At 46.2% G+C, this 17,537-nt stretch carries 21 protein-coding genes and 1 other RNA gene; 11 read left to right on the top strand and 11 right to left on the bottom strand.

Going from position 1 to position 17,537, the window contains the following annotated elements; genetic code table 11:
- Position 1 precedes the first annotated feature (1 nt).
- A complete protein-coding gene (gene efp, locus BBC0122_RS11705) occupies positions 2–565 on the top strand; it encodes an elongation factor P (protein WP_077993998.1) in 564 nt (187 codons plus the stop codon).
- 11 nt (positions 566–576) lie between these two features.
- The gene (locus BBC0122_RS11700; RefSeq protein WP_077973022.1) at positions 577–1,368 is read left to right on the top strand and encodes an inositol monophosphatase family protein; all 792 of its coding nucleotides are present in this window, start codon (positions 577–579) and stop codon (positions 1,366–1,368) included.
- Between the two features lie 115 nt (positions 1,369–1,483).
- Here the strand turns inward: BBC0122_RS11700 and BBC0122_RS11695 are convergent, their stop codons facing one another.
- Together BBC0122_RS11695 and BBC0122_RS11690 are read right to left on the bottom strand one after the other, a co-directional pair.
- On the bottom strand, positions 1,484–2,806 hold the full coding sequence (locus BBC0122_RS11695; protein WP_077993996.1) for an NAD(P)/FAD-dependent oxidoreductase: 1,323 nt from the start codon (positions 2,804–2,806) through the stop codon (positions 1,484–1,486).
- Positions 2,807–2,854: 48 nt separating this feature from the next.
- Positions 2,855–4,648 (bottom strand): ABC transporter transmembrane domain-containing protein, encoded by a 1,794-nt coding sequence (locus BBC0122_RS11690; protein ID WP_077993995.1) that lies wholly within the window; start codon positions 4,646–4,648, stop codon positions 2,855–2,857.
- Positions 4,649–4,816: 168 nt separating this feature from the next.
- On the opposite strand from BBC0122_RS11690, the gene rpmE reads away from it, so the two are divergent.
- A complete protein-coding gene (rpmE, locus tag BBC0122_RS11685) occupies positions 4,817–5,038 on the top strand; it encodes a 50S ribosomal protein L31 (protein ID WP_075869314.1) in 222 nt (73 codons plus the stop codon).
- A 360-nt stretch (positions 5,039–5,398) separates the two neighbouring features.
- On the opposite strand, the gene BBC0122_RS11680 is transcribed toward rpmE, so the two are convergent.
- From BBC0122_RS11680 to BBC0122_RS11670, 3 genes are all read right to left on the bottom strand, one after another.
- A complete protein-coding gene (locus BBC0122_RS11680) occupies positions 5,399–6,148 on the bottom strand; it encodes a YebC/PmpR family DNA-binding transcriptional regulator (RefSeq protein WP_077993993.1) in 750 nt (249 codons plus the stop codon).
- 132 nt (positions 6,149–6,280) lie between these two features.
- Positions 6,281–7,102, bottom strand: a complete 822-nt coding sequence (locus tag BBC0122_RS11675) for a TIGR00282 family metallophosphoesterase (protein ID WP_077993991.1) — start codon at positions 7,100–7,102, stop codon at positions 6,281–6,283.
- Between the two features lie 20 nt (positions 7,103–7,122).
- On the bottom strand, positions 7,123–7,710 hold the full coding sequence (locus BBC0122_RS11670) for a 5-formyltetrahydrofolate cyclo-ligase (protein WP_335617815.1): 588 nt from the start codon (positions 7,708–7,710) through the stop codon (positions 7,123–7,125).
- A 66-nt stretch (positions 7,711–7,776) separates the two neighbouring features.
- On the opposite strand from BBC0122_RS11670, the gene BBC0122_RS11665 reads away from it, so the two are divergent.
- A complete protein-coding gene (locus BBC0122_RS11665; RefSeq protein ID WP_077993987.1) occupies positions 7,777–7,971 on the top strand; it encodes a hypothetical protein in 195 nt (64 codons plus the stop codon).
- 114 nt (positions 7,972–8,085) lie between these two features.
- Here BBC0122_RS11665 and ssrS read toward each other — a convergent pair.
- The 6 genes from ssrS to BBC0122_RS11635 form a co-directional block, all read right to left on the bottom strand.
- Positions 8,086–8,247: non-coding RNA, 6S RNA (gene ssrS / locus BBC0122_RS11660), on the bottom strand.
- Between the two features lie 101 nt (positions 8,248–8,348).
- On the bottom strand, positions 8,349–9,062 hold the full coding sequence (locus tag BBC0122_RS11655; RefSeq protein WP_225868120.1) for a tetratricopeptide repeat protein: 714 nt from the start codon (positions 9,060–9,062) through the stop codon (positions 8,349–8,351).
- A 173-nt stretch (positions 9,063–9,235) separates the two neighbouring features.
- A complete protein-coding gene (gene ykgO / locus BBC0122_RS11650; protein WP_075869311.1) occupies positions 9,236–9,361 on the bottom strand; it encodes a type B 50S ribosomal protein L36 in 126 nt (41 codons plus the stop codon).
- 192 nt (positions 9,362–9,553) lie between these two features.
- A complete protein-coding gene (locus tag BBC0122_RS11645) occupies positions 9,554–10,633 on the bottom strand; it encodes a 5-(carboxyamino)imidazole ribonucleotide synthase (protein WP_077993983.1) in 1,080 nt (359 codons plus the stop codon).
- Complete coding sequence (purE, locus tag BBC0122_RS11640) at positions 10,620–11,132, bottom strand: 5-(carboxyamino)imidazole ribonucleotide mutase (protein ID WP_077993981.1); 513 nt, start codon at positions 11,130–11,132, stop codon at positions 10,620–10,622. The genes BBC0122_RS11645 and purE overlap by 14 nt, the downstream gene beginning before the upstream one ends.
- Before the next feature lie 21 nt (positions 11,133–11,153).
- Positions 11,154–11,357: a YdcH family protein gene (locus BBC0122_RS11635; protein ID WP_077993980.1), complete on the bottom strand. Its 204-nt coding sequence runs from the start codon at positions 11,355–11,357 to the stop codon at positions 11,154–11,156.
- A 269-nt stretch (positions 11,358–11,626) separates the two neighbouring features.
- Between BBC0122_RS11635 and BBC0122_RS11630 the strand changes: the two genes are divergently transcribed.
- The 7 genes from BBC0122_RS11630 to BBC0122_RS13075 all read left to right on the top strand — a co-directional run bounded on the left by BBC0122_RS11630 (position 11,627) and on the right by BBC0122_RS13075 (position 17,422).
- Positions 11,627–11,794 carry a YdcH family protein gene (locus tag BBC0122_RS11630; protein ID WP_077993977.1) on the top strand — a complete coding sequence of 56 codons (168 nt, stop codon included), beginning with the start codon at positions 11,627–11,629 and terminating at the stop codon, positions 11,792–11,794.
- 544 nt (positions 11,795–12,338) lie between these two features.
- The gene (locus tag BBC0122_RS11620; RefSeq protein WP_225868119.1) at positions 12,339–13,340 is read left to right on the top strand and encodes an NAD(P)H-quinone oxidoreductase; all 1,002 of its coding nucleotides are present in this window, start codon (positions 12,339–12,341) and stop codon (positions 13,338–13,340) included.
- A gap of 131 nt (positions 13,341–13,471) precedes the next feature.
- Positions 13,472–14,161: a DUF1013 domain-containing protein gene (locus tag BBC0122_RS11615; protein ID WP_077993973.1), complete on the top strand. Its 690-nt coding sequence runs from the start codon at positions 13,472–13,474 to the stop codon at positions 14,159–14,161.
- Between the two features lie 731 nt (positions 14,162–14,892).
- Entirely contained in the window at positions 14,893–15,606 is a 714-nt protein-coding gene (gene tolQ, locus BBC0122_RS11610) for a protein TolQ (protein ID WP_077993971.1), read from the top strand.
- A 13-nt stretch (positions 15,607–15,619) separates the two neighbouring features.
- Positions 15,620–16,081 carry a protein TolR gene (tolR, locus tag BBC0122_RS11605; protein ID WP_077972976.1) on the top strand — a complete coding sequence of 154 codons (462 nt, stop codon included), beginning with the start codon at positions 15,620–15,622 and terminating at the stop codon, positions 16,079–16,081.
- 21 nt (positions 16,082–16,102) lie between these two features.
- Entirely contained in the window at positions 16,103–17,155 is a 1,053-nt protein-coding gene (locus tag BBC0122_RS11600) for a hypothetical protein (RefSeq protein WP_077993967.1), read from the top strand.
- 126 nt (positions 17,156–17,281) lie between these two features.
- Positions 17,282–17,422, top strand: coding sequence for a hypothetical protein (locus tag BBC0122_RS13075; RefSeq protein WP_188318050.1), 141 nt, complete (start codon positions 17,282–17,284; stop codon positions 17,420–17,422).
- The last annotated feature ends 115 nt before the right edge of the window (positions 17,423–17,537 follow it).

Genomic DNA, 17,537 nt, shown 5'->3' with positions numbered 1-17,537 from the left:
TATGAAGATTAATGGCAATGAAATTCGCCCTGGCAATGTGATTGAACATAATGGCAGCCTTTGGGTTGCAGTCAAATGCAATGCCGTCAAACCGGGTAAAGGCGGTGCCTTCAATCAGGTTGAATTGAAGAATCTGCTTGATGGAACAAAATTGAACGAACGTTTCCGCGCTGCTGAAACTGTTGAAAAAGTAAGACTTGAGCAAAAGGACTATACGTTTCTTTACGAGCAGGGTGACGCACTCGTTTTCATGGATTCAGAAACTTTCGAGCAGCTTGAATTACAGAAAGATTTTGTTGGCGAACGTGCAGCTTTCCTTCAGGATGGCATGAAGGTCACGGTTGAACTTTATGAAGAAAAGCCGATCGGTATTGATTTGCCCGATCAGGTCACATTGACGATTACCGAAGCGGATCCGGTTGTTAAGGGGCAGACGGCTGCTTCTTCCTATAAGCCGGCCGTTCTGGAAAATGGCATCCGCATTCTCGTGCCGCCGTTTATTTCGGCAGGCGAGAAAGTGGTTGTGGATACAAACGAGCTTATTTATCTGCGTCGTGCAGATTAAGGATTGGTTTGATGGCGCGTTCAGCGATAATGAATGTCATGGTACAAGCGGCAATGAAAGCGGGGCGGTCGCTTGCCCGTGACTATGGTGAGGTACAAAATCTTCAAGTGTCTTTGAAAGGGCCTGCCGATTATGTCAGTCAGGCCGATCGACGCGCAGAAGATATTGTCCGGACAGAGCTTTTGAAAGCGCGTCCGGATTATTGTTTTCTCATGGAAGAATCGGGCGAGATCAACGGCAGCGACACGCAACATCGTTTTATTGTCGACCCGCTTGACGGAACAACCAATTTTCTTCACGGCATACCTTTTTTCGGCGTTTCGATTGCATTGGAGCGTCAGGGACAGATTGTTGCCGGTGTGATTTATAATCCCGCAATGGATGAACTCTTCACTGCCGAGCGTGGTGGTGGCGTGTTTCTCAATGACAGACGCATGCGGGTTGCCAATCGCCGCAAGCTTGAAGATTGCGTTATCGGAACAGGCATTCCCCATCTTGGTCGTGGTCATCACGGCGAATATCTTGTCGAACTGCGCAATGTGATGGCCGAAGTGGCAGGTATCCGGCGTATGGGTGCGGCAGCAGTTGATCTTGCTTATGTCGCAGCCGGTCGTCTTGACGGTTTTTGGGAAGATAATCTACAGCCATGGGATATGGCGGCCGGCCTTTTGATGGTTCGGGAAGCCGGTGGCTTTGTCAGTGATAAAGATGGCGGGCAGAATATCTTCGGGAAAAAGAATATTGTTGCCGGAAACGAGCTTATTCATAAAGCACTGATGAAGACGATCAAAAAGCCCATCTAAGGGCTAAGCTTTGTTAAAAAAATTCGATCAAATTCCATTCCCGCTTTAAAAAAAAGCGGGAATTTTTTTTAAGCTAAAGTGTGCACATATGTGTTTCGTTTGAGTTACGTTCACCTCATAAATCACCGCCAGCGGCGGCTTGCTCTTTTTTCAACCGGTAGCGGGCAACAAGCGAACGTATTGGATCGGGAACAATAAAGCTCGGATGGCTGTTTTCGCGAATGAAGCGGATTTCTTCATTATTATCACCAGAAATAAAATCGGCCGCATAAAATCCGAGATATGTGCCTTTTGCCACGCCAACGCCGTTACAGCCATTCAAAACCATGATGTTTTCGGCAGGTTTATGGAAAACATAATTCTGGTTGAGCGTAACGGCAATCATTCCGCCCCATGTGAATTCGAACGGAATATGGGAGAGCATAGGAAAACGGTTCTCGAACGAACGCCTATGATGGGTCAAGGCAAAGTCGAGATCATCTTTTGAAGTCGTCAATGTTGGTGCAAAACGCAATATATTACGAATAAAGATGCGGTGGTCGGGTGTATAGCGCACTGTTGTGCCTGCCGGATGAGCCGAGGTAATGCCCCAAGGTTTTACATTGGAAAAATATTTTTCGACATCGCTAGCCTCAAGCGGTTTTGTCAGGCTGGCATAAGTATAAACGGGCGCAAGACGGTGCTTTTCATAGCCGAATTCACTGTTGAAGATATTGCCTGCCTCGAAGATAAATTTTGCCGTAATAAGCCCGCAGGCGGTTCTAATCACATGCTTTGAACCATAAGTGATTTCTGTAACGGGCGTTTGTTCAAAAAGGCTGACAGAAGGTGGCAAGGCTTTGGCAATACCACGGATAAGTGCGGCAGGGTTAACAAGGACATTGCCCTTTGTATAGATTGCCCGTTGATAATAGCTAGTTCCCAATCGTTTCGCTAAATCGTCTCCGGCAAAATCCTGATAATCAAACCCGTCATTTTTGAGTTGTGCGGCAAAATGGTTCAGATTGCCGAGGTTATTTGTTTCGCGGGCGGCCATATATTTACCGCTTTCCTGCCAGTCACAGGAAATAGCATAATGGTCTTTGAAATCACGCAAACGCTTTATGGCAAATTTATTCAATGCATAAAGCCGCCGGTCATGATCGGGGGTTGTTTTGCCGCCGTCCACATTGTGCGGGACATCAATGATAAAGCCGGCATTCCGCCCCGAAGTGCCTTCGCCAACTTTAAGTGCATCAATGACCGCAATCTTGGCATCAGGTTGCCGTTCGGCCAAACGATGAGCCAAAGAAAGGCCGATAAAGCCCGCTCCGATAATTACAAAATCAAAGTCTTTATCGTCTTCAAAGCTTTTGCCAATTGTTATTCCATGATCGGGCGATGTGGCAAACCAACCTGAAACGCCGTCAATTTTCGGGCTAACACGAATTTGAACCATAGTCTGGCCTGTTTTTTAATTCCTGTATGTTCTTTTGCCGTATTGTCTTCAATGCGAGAATTGGAGTTTTGCCAAGCGCGCATAAAGGCCGTTTTGCGCAACCAGTTCGTCATGTGTGCCTTCTTCGACAATAGCACCTTTATCAAGAACAACAATTCTGTCGGCTTTCAAAACTGTTGCCAAACGGTGGGCGATAACCAGAGTTGTGCGATTTTTCATTAATCCTTCAAGTGCTCTTTGTACAAGCATCTCGTTTTCCGCATCAAGTGCGGATGTTGCCTCGTCAAGCAAAAGAAGCGGAGCATTGCGCAAAATTGCGCGGGCAATGGCTATGCGTTGCTTTTGTCCGCCTGAAAGGGTAATGCCGCGCTCGCCGACTTCTGTTTCAAAACCGTCTTTCAAATTATGAATGAAGTCGAGTGCATGGGCAGCCTCGGCTGCTTCTTCAATAGCTTTATTATCGGCTAAAGGATTACCGAAAGCGATATTTTCCCGCAAAGTCCCATCAAAAATGGCGACATCCTGCGGGACATAGGCAATGCGCGAGCGTAAATCCTCAAGCTTGACTTTGGAAATTTCCGTACCATCAAAAGTAAGATTGCCACTATCAGGGTCATAAAAGCGCAAGATCAATGAGAAAATTGTGCTTTTGCCACCGCCGGACGGGCCTACAAAAGCAACCGTCTCTCCGGCTTTGATCGAAAATGTCAAATTGTGCAAGACAGCTTGCGATTTTCTGGTCGGATAGGCAAAATCGACATGATTGAAGTTGATTGCACCCCGTGCCGGTTCCGGCAGTTTCAACGGACTTGCGGGAACAGTAATTGCAGTTTTTTCAACAAGCAGTTCGGCAAGTCTTTCGGCAGCCCCTGTTGCCTGTGCGAGCTCTGCACCAACTTCCGATAATTGGCCGAATGCACTGGCACCAAAAACCGCATAAAGAACGAATTGCCCCAATGTTCCGGCCGTCATGGTTTTATTCAAGACATCGTTCGAGCCAATCCACAACACCGCTACAACACTTCCAAAAACAAGAAAAATGGCAAAGGCGGTTAAAAATGCGCGCGACAGAATGGAGCCACGTGCCGATTGGAAAGCCCTTTCGATCAATTGGGAAAACCGTTTATTGACATTTTGTTCAGCCGTAAAAGCCTGAATAGTGCGGATAGCGCTCACCTGTTCGGAAGCAAGTGCTGTCGCATCGGCAAGACGGTCTTGTGCGAGGCGGGTTCTCTTTCTCACTTTGCGGCCGAAAACAATGAGCGGAATAACAACAATGGGAATTGCCACAAGCACCATAGCCGACAGTTTCGGACTGGTTACAATCATCATGATAACAGCACCAACGGCCATGATAATATTGCGCAAGAAAACCGAAGCTGTAGCACCGACAGCAGATTTCACCTGTGTTGTATCGGCAGACAAGCGCGAGATAATTTCACCGGAACGGGCTTTGTCGAAAAATTCCGGTGACAAGTTGATTATATGGGAAAAAACATCCCGCCGGAGATCGGCCACCACATGTTCACCCAGAGTAATTACCGAATAATAACGTCCGGCTGAAGCAAGAGCCAGAATTGCAGCAAGCAGAAACAGCACCGCAAAATAGGAATTTATCATTGTACCGTTGCTTAAACTAAAGCCATGATCGAGCATACGGCGGATTGCAATGGGAAGTGCCAACATGACAAGGGCAGCAACAATCAAAGAAACAGCAGCCGAAAAGGCAAGTTTTTTATAGCGGAATACATAAGGTTGCAGTGCTGATAAGGGACGCAAGCTATGTTTTTTCGGGGCAGATAGTCTTTTTTCGCTATTTTCCATGCTGTTCTTCTTATCCATATTCTATTGTGCCCTTGTGCTATCGTTCGTGCTGTTGTATAGGCAACACCAGATTTTTATCAAAGTCCGGTGAAGTCCGGGCTTTGTTTATCAAATTGATGAACGGATGGCATCATGAAAATACACCATGTGACTGTTCGTTCCCGTTAGAAGCAGGAAGTTCGCGTCATGAAAGCTGATATTCATCCCGATTACCACACCATCAAGGTTGTGATGACAGATGGCACCGAGTATTTCACCCGCTCCACTTGGGGCAAAGAAGGTGACACCATGAATCTTGATATTGATCCGAGAACACATCCGGCTTGGACTGGTGGTTCACAAACCCTCGTTGACCGCGGTGGTCGCGTTTCCAAGTTCAAAAACCGTTTTGGCAATCTCGGCCTTTAATAAGTTTCTATTTCCTTTTAAAACCCGCCAATCCGGCGGGTTTTTTATTGTTTAAAAATATCGCAATGGTTCTCAAATGCACGATATTTTCCAACTCTACCTCTGGAACGGTTATCGAAAGACTTGGTTGCCACGGCAGGCAAGAAGATGAAGGTGGAGAAAAATTCTAACAATCATGAAGTCAAAGGCCGCTCTTGAAAAACAGGCTGTTTTTTTAACAAGCAACCGGCTTTTGAACAGGAGACAAATCCCACAGACGGGAAGATAAATCCGGCACTCCGATAAAAAACCGGCTTTCGGGAGGTTTAAAAAACACCCGAAAGCCGGAACAATTCAGTTTAAAAAACTTGAAGAATAAATTTATTCGGCGGCAAGCTTTGCCATGACTTCGTCACTAACCTCGAAATTGGCATAGACGTTCTGGACGTCATCATCTTCTTCCAAGGTAGAAATCAGACGAAGAACCGATTCGGCTTTTTCTTCATCAATCGGCGTTGTCGTTGATGGTTTCCAGACGACTTTGACCGATTCGGCTTCACCGAGTGCGGCTTCAAGTGCTTTGGAAACTTCGCCGACATTTTCAAAAGCGCAAGTAATGACGTGACCATCTTCATCAGACTGGACATCATCGGCACCTGCTTCAATGGCAGCTTCCATAACTTTGTCTGCGTCGCCGGCTTCCGGTTTATAAACAATTTCGCCAACGCGATTGAACATGAAGCCGACCGAACCTGTTTCACCCAATGCACCACCTGCTTTGGTGAAAGCGGCACGAACATTGGAGGCGGTACGGTTGCGGTTATCTGTCAAAGCTTCAACAATAACAGCGACACCAGCCGGGCCGTAACCCTCGTAGCGGACTTCTTCATAATTTTCGCCATCATTACCGGCAGCCTTTTTAATCGCCCGTTCGATATTGTCTTTCGGCATGGACTGGGCTCTTGCATTCTGCACAGCCAAGCGTAAACGGGCATTCATCGCAGGATCCGGCACACCAAGCTTGGCCGCAACGGTTATTTCGCGGGCGAGTTTGGAAAACATCTTCGAGCGCATCGCATCCTGACGACCTTTGCGATGCATAATATTCTTAAACTGTGAATGGCCTGACATAGATCACCTTTCGGTTTTCACCGACAGCGAGCCTTGGAATGATCGAAGTTTCCTGTCGGACAATGTTCTAATAAAATCTGAATGAGCGCCTTATACGGAAAACGAGTGAAAAGGTAAAGAGTTGCCCGTCTTTCACCAAAAATCCGGCAAGCATTCTTCCAATCGCGGTCCAAGACGCAAGGCAGATACTTTTTCTGCAAGTCCTGTGCGGTCGGAAATTTCAACTGCAAGTCCACAAATGGTTGCAGGCCCGCTCGCCGGTTCATAGCGACCACGCGATATTTTTGTAACAAAACGGTTGAGCGGTTCTTCTTTATCCATGCCAAGTGACGAATCATAATCGCCACACATACCGGCATCCGACATAAACGCAGTGCCGCCACTGAAAATCTGATAATCGGCTGTCGGAACATGGGTATGAGTGCCCACCACCACACTGGCGCGACCATCAAGAAAATGGCCAAAACATTGTTTTTCGCTTGTGGCTTCGGCATGGAAATCAAAAATCACGGCATCGGCCTGCTCGCCGAGCGGACATTCTCCCACAATGCGTTCGGCTGCCTCGAACGGATCGTCAAGATCAGGATGCATAAATACCCGCCCCATAACATTGGCAACAAGCACACGCGCACCGTTTTTTGCAATATAGACACCCGAACCTTTGCCCGCCGTCCCTTTTGGAAAATTTGCAGGTCTTAAAAACCGGTCGGCATGATCGGCAAAAGTCAGAGTTTCTTTCTGGTCGAACGCATGGTTGCCGGTGGTTACAACATTTGCACCGGCTTCCAGTGTTTCATTATAGATTTTTTCGGTAATGCCGAAGCCGGAAGCTGCATTTTCACCGTTAACGACAACAAAGTCGAGCTTGAGACCCGATATCAGGCCGGGAAGCTTCTGGAACACTGCTGTGCGGCCGGATTTGCCAACCATGTCACCTAAAAATAAAAATCTCATAATTTTGCTCTAAACATATTTTAAAAAGACCTCAAACCGCTTTCGGTCAGTATCATTGCCAATTTTTGATCGTGTGGCTCTGCCGGTATTGATGGAACTTCCTGACAATCGAAAGCAAGTCCGATCAATAACGGGTTATGCCCGTTTTCTCTCATGCTTGCAATTGCCCGATCATAGTAACCGGCGCCATAACCGATCCTGTTTCCTTTGCTATCGAAAGCCGAAAGCGGAACGAGAAGTGTTTCCGGCGCAACAATTTGCGCGTCTTCAGATGGCCCCACTGTGCCAAAACCCATATCAACGAGTTTTCCCTCATCTTCAAAAATTCTGAAAACCATTTTTGTTTTATTGATAATGGCGGGCAAAGCCAGTTTAAAGCCATGTTTTTTCAACGCTGACATGAGAGGGCGCGGGTCGATTTCGCTTTTGATCGGCCAGAACCCTGCAACCGTTTTGCCTTTCAAAATGGCGAGCAGCTTTTGAAGCTCCTCGACGAGTTTTTGTGAAATGACAACACGTTGTTTTTCCGGTATCCGGTCGCGTTTTGCCAGTGCTTCCCGTCGAAGCGTGTTTTTGTTGTTGGTCATATTGCGAGAAACGTTTTCCACTTCTGTTTATTTCTTAAAAGCTGCTCTGCGATTTAGTGTTAAAATCCGGTTCACTCATGCGCGATAATGGACGATCATCCGGTTTTTTCAAAGCTGTTTTATAAAATATTGCCAAGAGAATGGTGGAAACCGGTCAATCGCGTCGATAAACACCATGATTTCTTCAATCATCACGCATCGGCAAGAAAATCGGCAAGAAAACAGGGGAAAGGCCGAACCCGCAACATTGATCGAAACAATTTGAAGATGGTGATGGGTTGATTTGAAGAGATAAATTTGAAGCAGGAAGAGGAGTGCAGCTATAAATTGAAACGGGCGGTGGCTTATAGGTGTGGAAAGATTTTCGTTTATGCCACACAATTTGGAGAGAGAAAGTGGCGATCCGCAGCAACCGGTGGAATGTATTTGATCCCGGGAAACCTACAACGTAGGTGGGCGCCATATGAAAAGGCCCACGAGCCTAATCAGGGACAGCTCCCTTAGAGATCAATAAGGCCCCGGGGATGCAGTTATTCCTGTCGAGAAGAGCAGAACGCCTTCGCCAATATAGGTCAAGTCACCGCCTGTTACCAGTCTGCAAAGTAGTTTTTGAAAAGTAATTTTTACCGCATCCGGAACTGGTGCAATTTGGCTGAAAGTCAGATGGCTTGCCCTGTCTGTTCTTCCAGAATATCGGCAACATGTTTTTGGGCGCGTTGCATTTGTGGATAAATTTTCAACGCATCTTCATAGGCGTGTAGCGCAAGCTTATTGCGCCCTGTCATTTCCAGAATCGACCCGACAAGAAACAGGGCATTATAATTTCTGGGTTCCAGCTCAAGGGAACGTTTCAGATCGCTCATTGCAAGTTTCAGGTCATTCAATTGCACATGAACGGCCGCACGACGCGCCCAACCTTCGGCATAATCAGGTTGCAAAGCGACCACATTATCAAGAAAATCGAGCGCCATGGCATAATCTTGCTCGTTGATTGCGTCTTCCGCCCATTGCATGAGAAGATCAATCGTATCGCTCCCCGATTGCGCCCACAGGCCTTGAATCTGGCGGCTTATTTTTCCCGCTTCCTTGTAATCGGGTGTTCGTTTCAAAACAGCGAGCAAACGGTCGATTTCAGCCTGTTTTTTTTGTAATGCATTCCGGTCTTTTCCAAGATCGGGCAATGCTTCATCCGGTGAAGGTTTTTCCGGAATCATATCTTCAGGAGATAATGGCGGAGAATCAGGATCTTCTTGTGGTGGAAGTTCCGGCAAACCTTGGGAAAAAACTGTCGCAGGCGACACCGCCATTACAATAGATAGCGACATAATGAAAAAATGAATTTTCAATCTCTTCAACATTATTTCCTCTGCCACTGTCGTTTTTCTTTGTCACCTGTCGCCTGTGACACATGATTTTGTTATTCAAAACTGCAACATATCTTGTTGGCGATCTTATATGGATGAACGAACCGAAGCAATGCCGGAAAAATCCGGGGAAAATAAAAAAGGCTCCGAAACGGAGCCTTTTTAAATCATATATCGAATAATCAACCCTGACGGGCTTTGAAACGCGGGTTGGTCTTATTGATGATGTATATACGACCCTTGCGGCGAACCATGCGGTTGTCGCGGTGACGACCCTTGAGCGCTCTGAGCGAATTTTTAATTTTCATTTCAATCACCGTTTGTATAACCCGTCGCCGGGTAAAAGGTTTAGTCCCGTAATCGGGCTTGAATTTCGTCGGTCAAATAGCCTGACGATAGAGGGTTTGTCAACTGCAAATCACGTAAAAATAGTGTTTCTGTTGGCAAATTCTATCAGGAATGAGGCAATGAAGATGTTTATCCCTGCCTTTTTTCTGTTATCAAGGTCGACCGGTCAGCCTTATAATGTGCCCCATTTTTCTTCCCGCTCTCAACTCCGCTTTTCCATAAAGGTCGATGAAAGTTTGCGGTTCAGCCAATAGATCGGGCAGACGTTTCACATCCTCGCCGATCAGATTTTCCATTACACAATTGCTATGCCGCGTTGTTTTGCCCAAAGGAAGACCGGTGATTGCACGTATATGCTGCTCGAATTGCGAGATAAGGCAGGCAGCCTCTGTCCAGTGGCCGGAATTATGAACGCGCGGTGCCAATTCATTGGCTAGAACCGAGCCGTCTTCCAGAACAAAAAATTCGACCCCGATCACGCCGATATAATCGAGTTCATGAAGAATCGTTTCCGCAGCTTTTTGCGCAGTTTCAGCGGTTTTCTTGTCAATTGCAGCCGGAACGGTGGATGTCCTTAAAATTCCATCGCGGTGAACATTTTCAGGGCAATCATAAAAAGCCACACGGCCTTTAAAGGCACGTGCGGCAATAACCGATATTTCTTTTTTGAACGGAACAAATCCTTCAAGAATGGCAGGCACATTGCCAATATCGGCAAGCGCTTTGTCGATTTCTTCTTCATTCGGATTATCAAGCCGTACCTGTCCCTTGCCATCATAACCGAATCGGCGTGACTTCAGAATGCCTTTGCCGTCAACATTGCCAAGACCGGCAATCAGCATTTGACGATTGTCGACAAGAAACCACGGAGCGGTTTTTATTCCGCTGTCGTTCAAAAATTTCTTTTCGGTAAAACGATCCTGCGAAACTTCGAGTGCTGCGGGCTTTGGCAAAACAGTTGCTTTTTTGGCAAGCCGGTCAACGGCGCGAGCCGGAACATTCTCGAATTCATAAGTGATCACATCGGATAAATTGGCGAGTTCATCCAAGGCTTTTTCATCGTCGTAATTTGCCACGATTTGTCGATTGGCCGTCTGTGCTGCCGGACAATCCGGCGTCGGCTCAAGAATAATTGTATGAAATCCGAGCCGTGCCGCAGCACTTGCCATCATGCGAGCAAGTTGCCCGCCGCCGATGATGCCGATTGTATCTCCTGGTTCAAGACTTTTCATTTTTTACCTCGTCGGCCGGAAATTCCGAAACACCGGCAGTCTGGTTGGTGCGCCATTCATCAAGCCGCTCTGCGAGAGCCTTGTCTGAAAGGGCAAGGACAGCGGCGGCAAGAAGTGCCGCATTAATGGCACCGGCTTTGCCGATCGCAAGTGTTCCGACCGGTACACCTGCCGGCATTTGTACAATGGAAAGAAGCGAATCCTGTCCCGATAATGCGCGTGACTGGACAGGAACACCGAATACCGGAAGACTGGTCATGGCAGCGGTCATTCCCGGCAAATGGGCAGCACCTCCGGCACCGGCAATAATAATCTTGAAACCGGCTTTTTTGGCGCCTTTGGCAAAATCGTACAAGCGATCAGGCGTGCGGTGAGCCGAAACGATTCTTGCTTCATAACCGATGCCGAGACTTTTTAGCGTTTCGGCAGCATGGCGCATTGTTTCCCAATCGGATTGGCTGCCCATAATAATGGCAACATCATGTGTTTCTGTGCCCATAATTTTTCCTGCCCCTTTATATCAGGCGATGATGTCGGGAATAATACGATCTTCAAGTTTCTGTAACTGGTCTTTGATTGCCAGCTTCTTTTTTTTCATCCGCTGGATTTGTAACTGGTCACAGCCAGCTTTTATCATAGCGTCAATTGCTGCATCATAATCAGCATGTTCCTGCTTCAGCTTGGCAACGGCCAATTTGACATCAACCTGTTCCTGTTCTGACATTCTCTGGCCGTCCTATTTTTGCAATCGTGCTTATATGGCATGGAGCTTGTTTATCAGTCGGTCTTTAAAGCCCATCATTAATTTTTTGCCTATATCACGAAAGAAAAATTGCGGAAATGTTTAATTGTCAAATTCTGTATTATTCGATTTTGAAGTCGACAATTAATCTTAAAGATGCCAAGTTATTTTTCAACGCCAAGCTATTTCATAATAATTGAAACAGGCTTTGCATAAAATACAAAGTTAATACCGTAAATAAGGAGCATGGTATGGCAACTGAAGCACATCTGGCATCTTTGGAACGTAAACACCAGGAGCTTGAAACGGAAATTGACAAAGCTATGGCTTCACCTTCGGCTGACGATTTGTCGATCAATGAACTCAAGCGGAAAAAGCTTGCACTCAAAGATGAAATTGAAAAGCTGAAGAATCTTTAAACGCTGGCATTTGCTTTTTTTAAACGGGGCGCGAATTATCGTGCCCCGAACAAGAAATGATTGTGTCCCGAACCGGACACAAAGAAGTTCCGAACAAGCCCCCGACAAGAATAAGTGGTCTGAATAAAATTTACTTGAACTATGATGGAAGCGCGATGTTGAACGCTATTTGACCTTTGTCAAAGAAGTGGTTTTCGCGAAAATGGCGGGTCTGTTTTTCCGGCAATAACCGGTGTGTGACAGAAAAGAAACCGGTGTGTGACAGAGACGAGCGAAAAAGAAGAGCGAATTTTTGTAAAAACGCGTTTCAACAATTCAAATGTTTGATGTGAAAAACGTAAACTATTGAAAGACCGGATCGGCAAAGGGATCACAAGCATCGGGTGATTGCCCCGAAAGAACAGCTATTTTTGAGGGAAATTCGTTTAAACGGAATTGTCTTGCAAACGGAATTGTCTTTTTTTTGGGGGGGAGAAAAATATTTGCAAGGTCAATGCCGGAAAATTTGGTAGAAAACACAAGAAATTCGATGAAAGGGAACACAATGACTTTTTCTGAAAAGACAATGCGGGCTATTGAAATTGCCGGTAAGGGCGGGCCTGAAGTCCTCAAACTTGTCGAAGTCGATGTTCCGGATATTAAAGATAATGAAATTCTTGTGCGTGTCCGTGCAGCCGGTGTGAACCGCCCTGATGTTTTTCAAAGACAAGGAAGTTATCCGCCGCCGGAAGGCGCTTCGCCACTACCGGGGTTGGAGGTTGCCGGTGAAATTGTCAAACTTGGTGTTGCAGTCAAACAATGGAACATTGGCGACAAAGTCACGGCGCTGATCGCCGGTGGTGGTTATGCCGAATATGCGACAGTTGCTGCCGATAATGCTTTGCCTGTTCCGGAAGGCTATGATTTTATCAAAGCGGCGGCGCTTCCTGAAACTTTCTTCACCGTTTGGAGCAATGTTTTTGATCGTGGGCATTTGAAATCGGGGGAAGTTTTCCTTGTTCATGGCGGTACTTCCGGCATTGGCACGACAGCTATCCAATTGGCAAAAGCTTTCGGTGCCAAGGTACTTGCTACAGCAGGAACAGCAGAAAAATGCGAAGCTTGTTTGAAACTTGGAGCCGATCTTGCAATCAATTACCGAACAGAGGACTTTGTCAGCAAGGCTCAGGAATTTACCGGTAAAAAAGGTGTCAATGTAATCCTTGATATGGTCGGGGGAGATTATACCAACAAGAATTACAAAATCGCTGCACCTGATGGACGTATTGTCCAGATTGCCAATTTGTCCGGCTCTATGGCAACAGTCAACCTCAACTATATTTATGTAAAACGGCTTATTCATACCGGCTCGACCTTGCGGGCACGCGATACTGTCTTCAAAGCCGCCATCGCCGCCCAATTAAAGGAAAAGGTCTGGCCGCTTCTTGAAACAGGTAAAATTCAGCCGGTTATTGATAAGGTTTTTCCGCTTGAAGAGGCAGCAAAGGCTCATGAACGCATGGAATCAAGCGCCCATATAGGCAAAATAATTCTCGAAATTGACTAAGGGGCTTGCGAGTTTCACCTCATGTCTTGTCGTTTTATAAAATTCGGTTTATAAGGCTTGGCGAATTCCCGGAAAATGTGGTCTATTCCACGTCCCGCCTCACCGGAGCGGGCGAACGAGAGGATAATGTTATGGCAACACAACTATTGATGCCCAAAGCTACAGCCGTCTGGCTGGTTGATAATACGGCGCTTTCTTTTGACCAGATCGCCGCTTTTTGCAAATTGCATCCATTGGAAGTCAAAGCGATTGCCGATGGAGAATCAGCACAAGGCATCAAAGGGCTTGATCCCATCATTACCGGTCAATTGACGCGCGATGAAATCGAACGCGGTGAAAAGAATAATGATTACCGCCTGAAAATTTCCGAACCCAAAGTTCGCCTTCCGGAAAACAAGCGCAAAGGGCCGCGCTATACACCGCTTTCAAAGCGTCAGGATCGTCCGAATGCGATTTTGTGGCTGGTACGCAATCATTCCGAATTGAAAGATGCACAGATTGCCCGTTTGATCGGCACAACAAAGTCGACAATCGAACAAATTCGCAATCGTACGCACTGGAATTCGGCAAATTTGACACCAATGGATCCGGTAACACTGGGACTTTGCTCGCAAATCGAACTCGATATAGAAGTAGAAAAAGCAGCCAAAAACCGTCCTGCTGCAATGCCAGAAGATGGCACATTGCTACCGGCATCGGCAACCGAAAACCTTGAAATTAACGATAAGAAAGACGAAGAACTGGACGCCGACAAGGTTTTCGCCAAGCTTTCTTCGCTCAAAAGTGATAACAGCGAAACAAACGATAGCGACGACAAGTAAAAGAGCTTTCTCTTATAGGTGAAGTTGCTTGTGTATATAGACTCTGTGCCTATCACATTGTTACGTGTTTATCACGATTGAAGAATTATTGAATTTCTGAATTTTATTTTTTTAAGCACCCGCAATTTTTGTAAATTGCGGGTTGTCTTTATAGCATCTACCCAAGTTTACAAAATGACGGAAGTCATCATGACCTGTTTTAAAATATCAACGGGAAACATTATATTTCATATGTTCGGGTAAAAATTGGTAAAATCCGGAATTTATTATTATAGAAAATTTAAAAATATAATTGATGAAAGAAAAATAGAAATAAAATAAGTCATCATAAAATATCTATTGTTTCAAAAATTGAATATGATGTTTGAATATATTTTTACTAATTATTTCAGCACGCTTTGCAATGCTTTTTTGGCTGTTTTTTAGATAATCGGGAAAGGAAAACAGGCAAAGCAGAGATCATCCATTTTATGGCGATCGACTTTGTAGCAAGCGAGAAAAAATTACTAAAAATTAACCATCTTTGGCTATCTATAAACGAGAAGCATAAGCGCCGTAATCTTTGCGTTTTGGCCTTTGTTTCACCAAATTTGAACGTCATAGAAATGTCGTGAAGCATTGCTAATAGAATTTGAAAACATGCTTCGGGCGTTTAGACAGGAATTGAAGAGTTTTGCTAAAGGCCGCCCGGTAAAAGATGCCGGGCGTTTGGATTCAGGGATTAACACATTATGCCGGGAATAGAATTAGCAAGTCCAGCGTCAGTAGGAATCTGGAGCCTGTTCATGCAGGCCAATTGGGTTGTAAAAGCTGTCATGATCGGCTTGCTATTGGCATCTATCTGGAGTTGGGCAATCATTATTGACAAATTGATTACCTATAGTCGCATTCGCCACGCGATGAACCGTTTCGAGCAGATCTTTTGGTCCGGTCAATCGCTCGAAGATCTTTACAGAAGCTTGAACGACCGACGCGTTTTCGGCATGGGCGCTATTTTTATGGCGGCTATGCGGGAATGGAAGAAGTCGCTCGAAAAGGGTGCACGTTCGCCTATGGGGTTGCAAAGCCGTATTGATAAAGCCATGGATGTTGCACTTGCCCGCGAAAGCGACAGGATGGAATCACGTTTGGGGTTTCTCGCAACAGTCGGCTCGGCAGGGCCGTTTATCGGCCTCTTCGGAACAGTTGTCGGTATTATGAGTTCCTTCCAGTCAATTGCTGCATCGAAAAATACCTCTCTTGCGGTTGTTGCACCCGGTATTGCGGAAGCTTTGTTGGCAACGGCCATTGGCCTTCTTGCGGCTATTCCGGCGGTTATTGCTTTCAATAAATTGTCGGGAGATGCGGGAAAAATTACAGGCCGTCTTGAAGGCTTTGCTGACGAATTTTCAGCCATTCTTTCCCGTCAAATTGATGAGAAATTGACTTCTCGCCAGTCTTACTAAAAGGAATTCTGTCATGGGTATGGCTGTAGGAAGTTCCGGTGGTTCAAAACGGCGTGGTCGCCGTGGCGGTGCACCGCGCCGTGGCTTGATGAGCGAAATCAACGTGACACCATTCGTTGATGTGATGCTGGTTCTGTTGATTATTTTTATGGTTTCGGCACCATTGCTTGTTAATGGTGTGCCACTTGATTTACCGAAAACGCAAGCAGGCCCCGTCAATACCGAAACAAAACCTTTGACGGTTTCCATTAACGATCAGGGACGGCTTGCCGTTAATGAGGAATATTATGATACGCCGGATGAAGTTGTTGCGAAATTGAAAGCGGTTACAGAATCAGGCGGTGATGCTTCCAAACAACGTATTTTTGTTCGCGGGGCAAAAACAGTAGAATACCAGAAGGTTCTTGACCTTCTTGCAATCATTCAGAAAGCGGGCTTTACCAATGTTGCATTGGCAAGTCTGCCACAACAGTAAAATTGGCGATAAACTGATATTATGAAAGCAGGTCTGGCAACATCGGTAGCGGCACATGCCCTGATTCTTACCTGGGGGCTTATCAGCCTTTCCTCGCCTGCCGATTTTAATGCGGAGGTAACCGAAGCTTTGCCGGTTTCTCTGGTGCCGATTGCTGAAACGACTTCGATACAAAAGGGCGAGTTGACAGCATCCAAAGAGAATAAGGCCGCGCCGAAACCGACCACAAAACCGGTTGAAAAACCCGATGCCGAGCATGTCGGCGATGGCAAGGTTGATAATGAAGCGCCATTAAAGCCCAAGGAAAAAGATCGCGATGTGGATGCAACACCGCCACCTTCGGGCACACCCGACGCGGATCCGAATCCTGTTCCACCTACAAAAACGCCTGAAACAAAGCCGGACAATACTCCGAAACCTGAAGAAAAACCGAAGGTAGAAGAACAGAAACCGGAAGAAAGTTCCAAGCCGGATAAGGCCGAGCCGAAACCGGAAGAATCAGCCGATGCGACCGAACCAGCTAGCGAGCCGAAGAAGGATCCTTTCCCGAATTTACCGGAAAAAGCACCTTTGCCGACAGCAAAACCGAAACCGGCAGAACCAAAGCCTGCTGTAAAAGCCAAAGGTGAAAGTGTCGATGATATTCTGGCAATGAACGAAAAGGCCTTGATTGATAAAACGCGCACATCCGGCGGTGGTGCTGCCCGTTCGCAGGGGCCGGCCGGTTTTGGTGCCAAGAAAAATATCGGCAATGGTCAGGATGTTGGACAGACACTCGTTAATGCGGCAACAAGCTGTATCACCAAAAACTTGAAATTGGCTGCCCTTGGTGGCGGGGTCGCGGGAGAAAATCCGGTAGCCGAAGCCAAGTTCAATTTGAGCATCGAGGGTAAAGTTGTCGGTGAACCGATCATTACCGGAATGAGTGGTAACCCCAATAAAGTGGACTTGCTGATTAACCAGACACGCGCGGCCATATTTGCCTGTCAGCCGTTCGAGGATTTGCCACGTGACCAGTATGACAAATGGGGTCAGGGATTTGATTTGAAAATCGACCCGTTCAACTCGTTCTGATTGTGGCGATGAATTTTTGTGACGGGATTAAACAAAGTAAACAATTTTAGGAGTGATAACCGACTTTACTATTCGCCAATGGTGTTGATGAGATAATTTCGTCATAATGGCGGAAAACAGTTTTCGATGTTCGTATTGTTTTCGATTGCATATCCGGTTTCCGGCTTGGCAAAATTGTCTCATGGCAATGATGATAGCGGCAGAAAACAAGACGTTGCTCGAAAATGTTTTGAAGGTATTGGCAAGGTCGGGAAGGATCTGATGTGAAATGGCTTGGAACCGGTTTTTCAAACAAGTCTTGTCATGATTGAAAAGCTGTTCATGCAATTGGAATGGATATCCGGAATTTTTACGATTCCGATACAAAAAAGACGTAAAGTGG

This window comes from Ditibartonella choladocola (assembly GCF_002007565.1).
Lineage (GTDB): Bacteria > Pseudomonadota > Alphaproteobacteria > Rhizobiales > Rhizobiaceae > Bartonella > Bartonella choladocola.
This window is presented reverse-complemented; position numbering and strand designations above follow the sequence as displayed.

Excerpts from the sequence above, each read along its gene's own strand:
- efp (WP_077993998.1), top strand. The coding sequence starts at position 2 with ATGAAGATTAATGGCAATGAAATTCGCCCTGGCAATGTGATTGAACAT.
- BBC0122_RS11700 (WP_077973022.1), top strand. The coding sequence starts at position 577 with ATGGCGCGTTCAGCGATAATGAATGTCATGGTACAAGCGGCAATGAAA.
- BBC0122_RS11695 (WP_077993996.1), bottom strand. The coding sequence starts at position 2,806 with ATGGTTCAAATTCGTGTTAGCCCGAAAATTGACGGCGTTTCAGGTTGG.
- BBC0122_RS11690 (WP_077993995.1), bottom strand. The coding sequence starts at position 4,648 with ATGGATAAGAAGAACAGCATGGAAAATAGCGAAAAAAGACTATCTGCC.
- rpmE (WP_075869314.1), top strand. The coding sequence starts at position 4,817 with ATGAAAGCTGATATTCATCCCGATTACCACACCATCAAGGTTGTGATG.
- BBC0122_RS11680 (WP_077993993.1), bottom strand. The coding sequence starts at position 6,148 with ATGTCAGGCCATTCACAGTTTAAGAATATTATGCATCGCAAAGGTCGT.
- BBC0122_RS11675 (WP_077993991.1), bottom strand. The coding sequence starts at position 7,102 with ATGAGATTTTTATTTTTAGGTGACATGGTTGGCAAATCCGGCCGCACA.
- BBC0122_RS11665 (WP_077993987.1), top strand. The coding sequence starts at position 7,777 with ATGGACGATCATCCGGTTTTTTCAAAGCTGTTTTATAAAATATTGCCA.
- ykgO (WP_075869311.1), bottom strand. The coding sequence starts at position 9,361 with ATGAAAATTAAAAATTCGCTCAGAGCGCTCAAGGGTCGTCACCGCGAC.
- BBC0122_RS11645 (WP_077993983.1), bottom strand. The coding sequence starts at position 10,633 with ATGAAAAGTCTTGAACCAGGAGATACAATCGGCATCATCGGCGGCGGG.
- purE (WP_077993981.1), bottom strand. The coding sequence starts at position 11,132 with ATGGGCACAGAAACACATGATGTTGCCATTATTATGGGCAGCCAATCC.
- BBC0122_RS11635 (WP_077993980.1), bottom strand. The coding sequence starts at position 11,357 with ATGTCAGAACAGGAACAGGTTGATGTCAAATTGGCCGTTGCCAAGCTG.
- BBC0122_RS11630 (WP_077993977.1), top strand. The coding sequence starts at position 11,627 with ATGGCAACTGAAGCACATCTGGCATCTTTGGAACGTAAACACCAGGAG.
- BBC0122_RS11620 (WP_225868119.1), top strand. The coding sequence starts at position 12,339 with ATGACTTTTTCTGAAAAGACAATGCGGGCTATTGAAATTGCCGGTAAG.
- BBC0122_RS11615 (WP_077993973.1), top strand. The coding sequence starts at position 13,472 with ATGGCAACACAACTATTGATGCCCAAAGCTACAGCCGTCTGGCTGGTT.
- tolQ (WP_077993971.1), top strand. The coding sequence starts at position 14,893 with ATGCCGGGAATAGAATTAGCAAGTCCAGCGTCAGTAGGAATCTGGAGC.
- tolR (WP_077972976.1), top strand. The coding sequence starts at position 15,620 with ATGGGTATGGCTGTAGGAAGTTCCGGTGGTTCAAAACGGCGTGGTCGC.
- BBC0122_RS11600 (WP_077993967.1), top strand. The coding sequence starts at position 16,103 with ATGAAAGCAGGTCTGGCAACATCGGTAGCGGCACATGCCCTGATTCTT.
- BBC0122_RS13075 (WP_188318050.1), top strand. The coding sequence starts at position 17,282 with ATGTTCGTATTGTTTTCGATTGCATATCCGGTTTCCGGCTTGGCAAAA.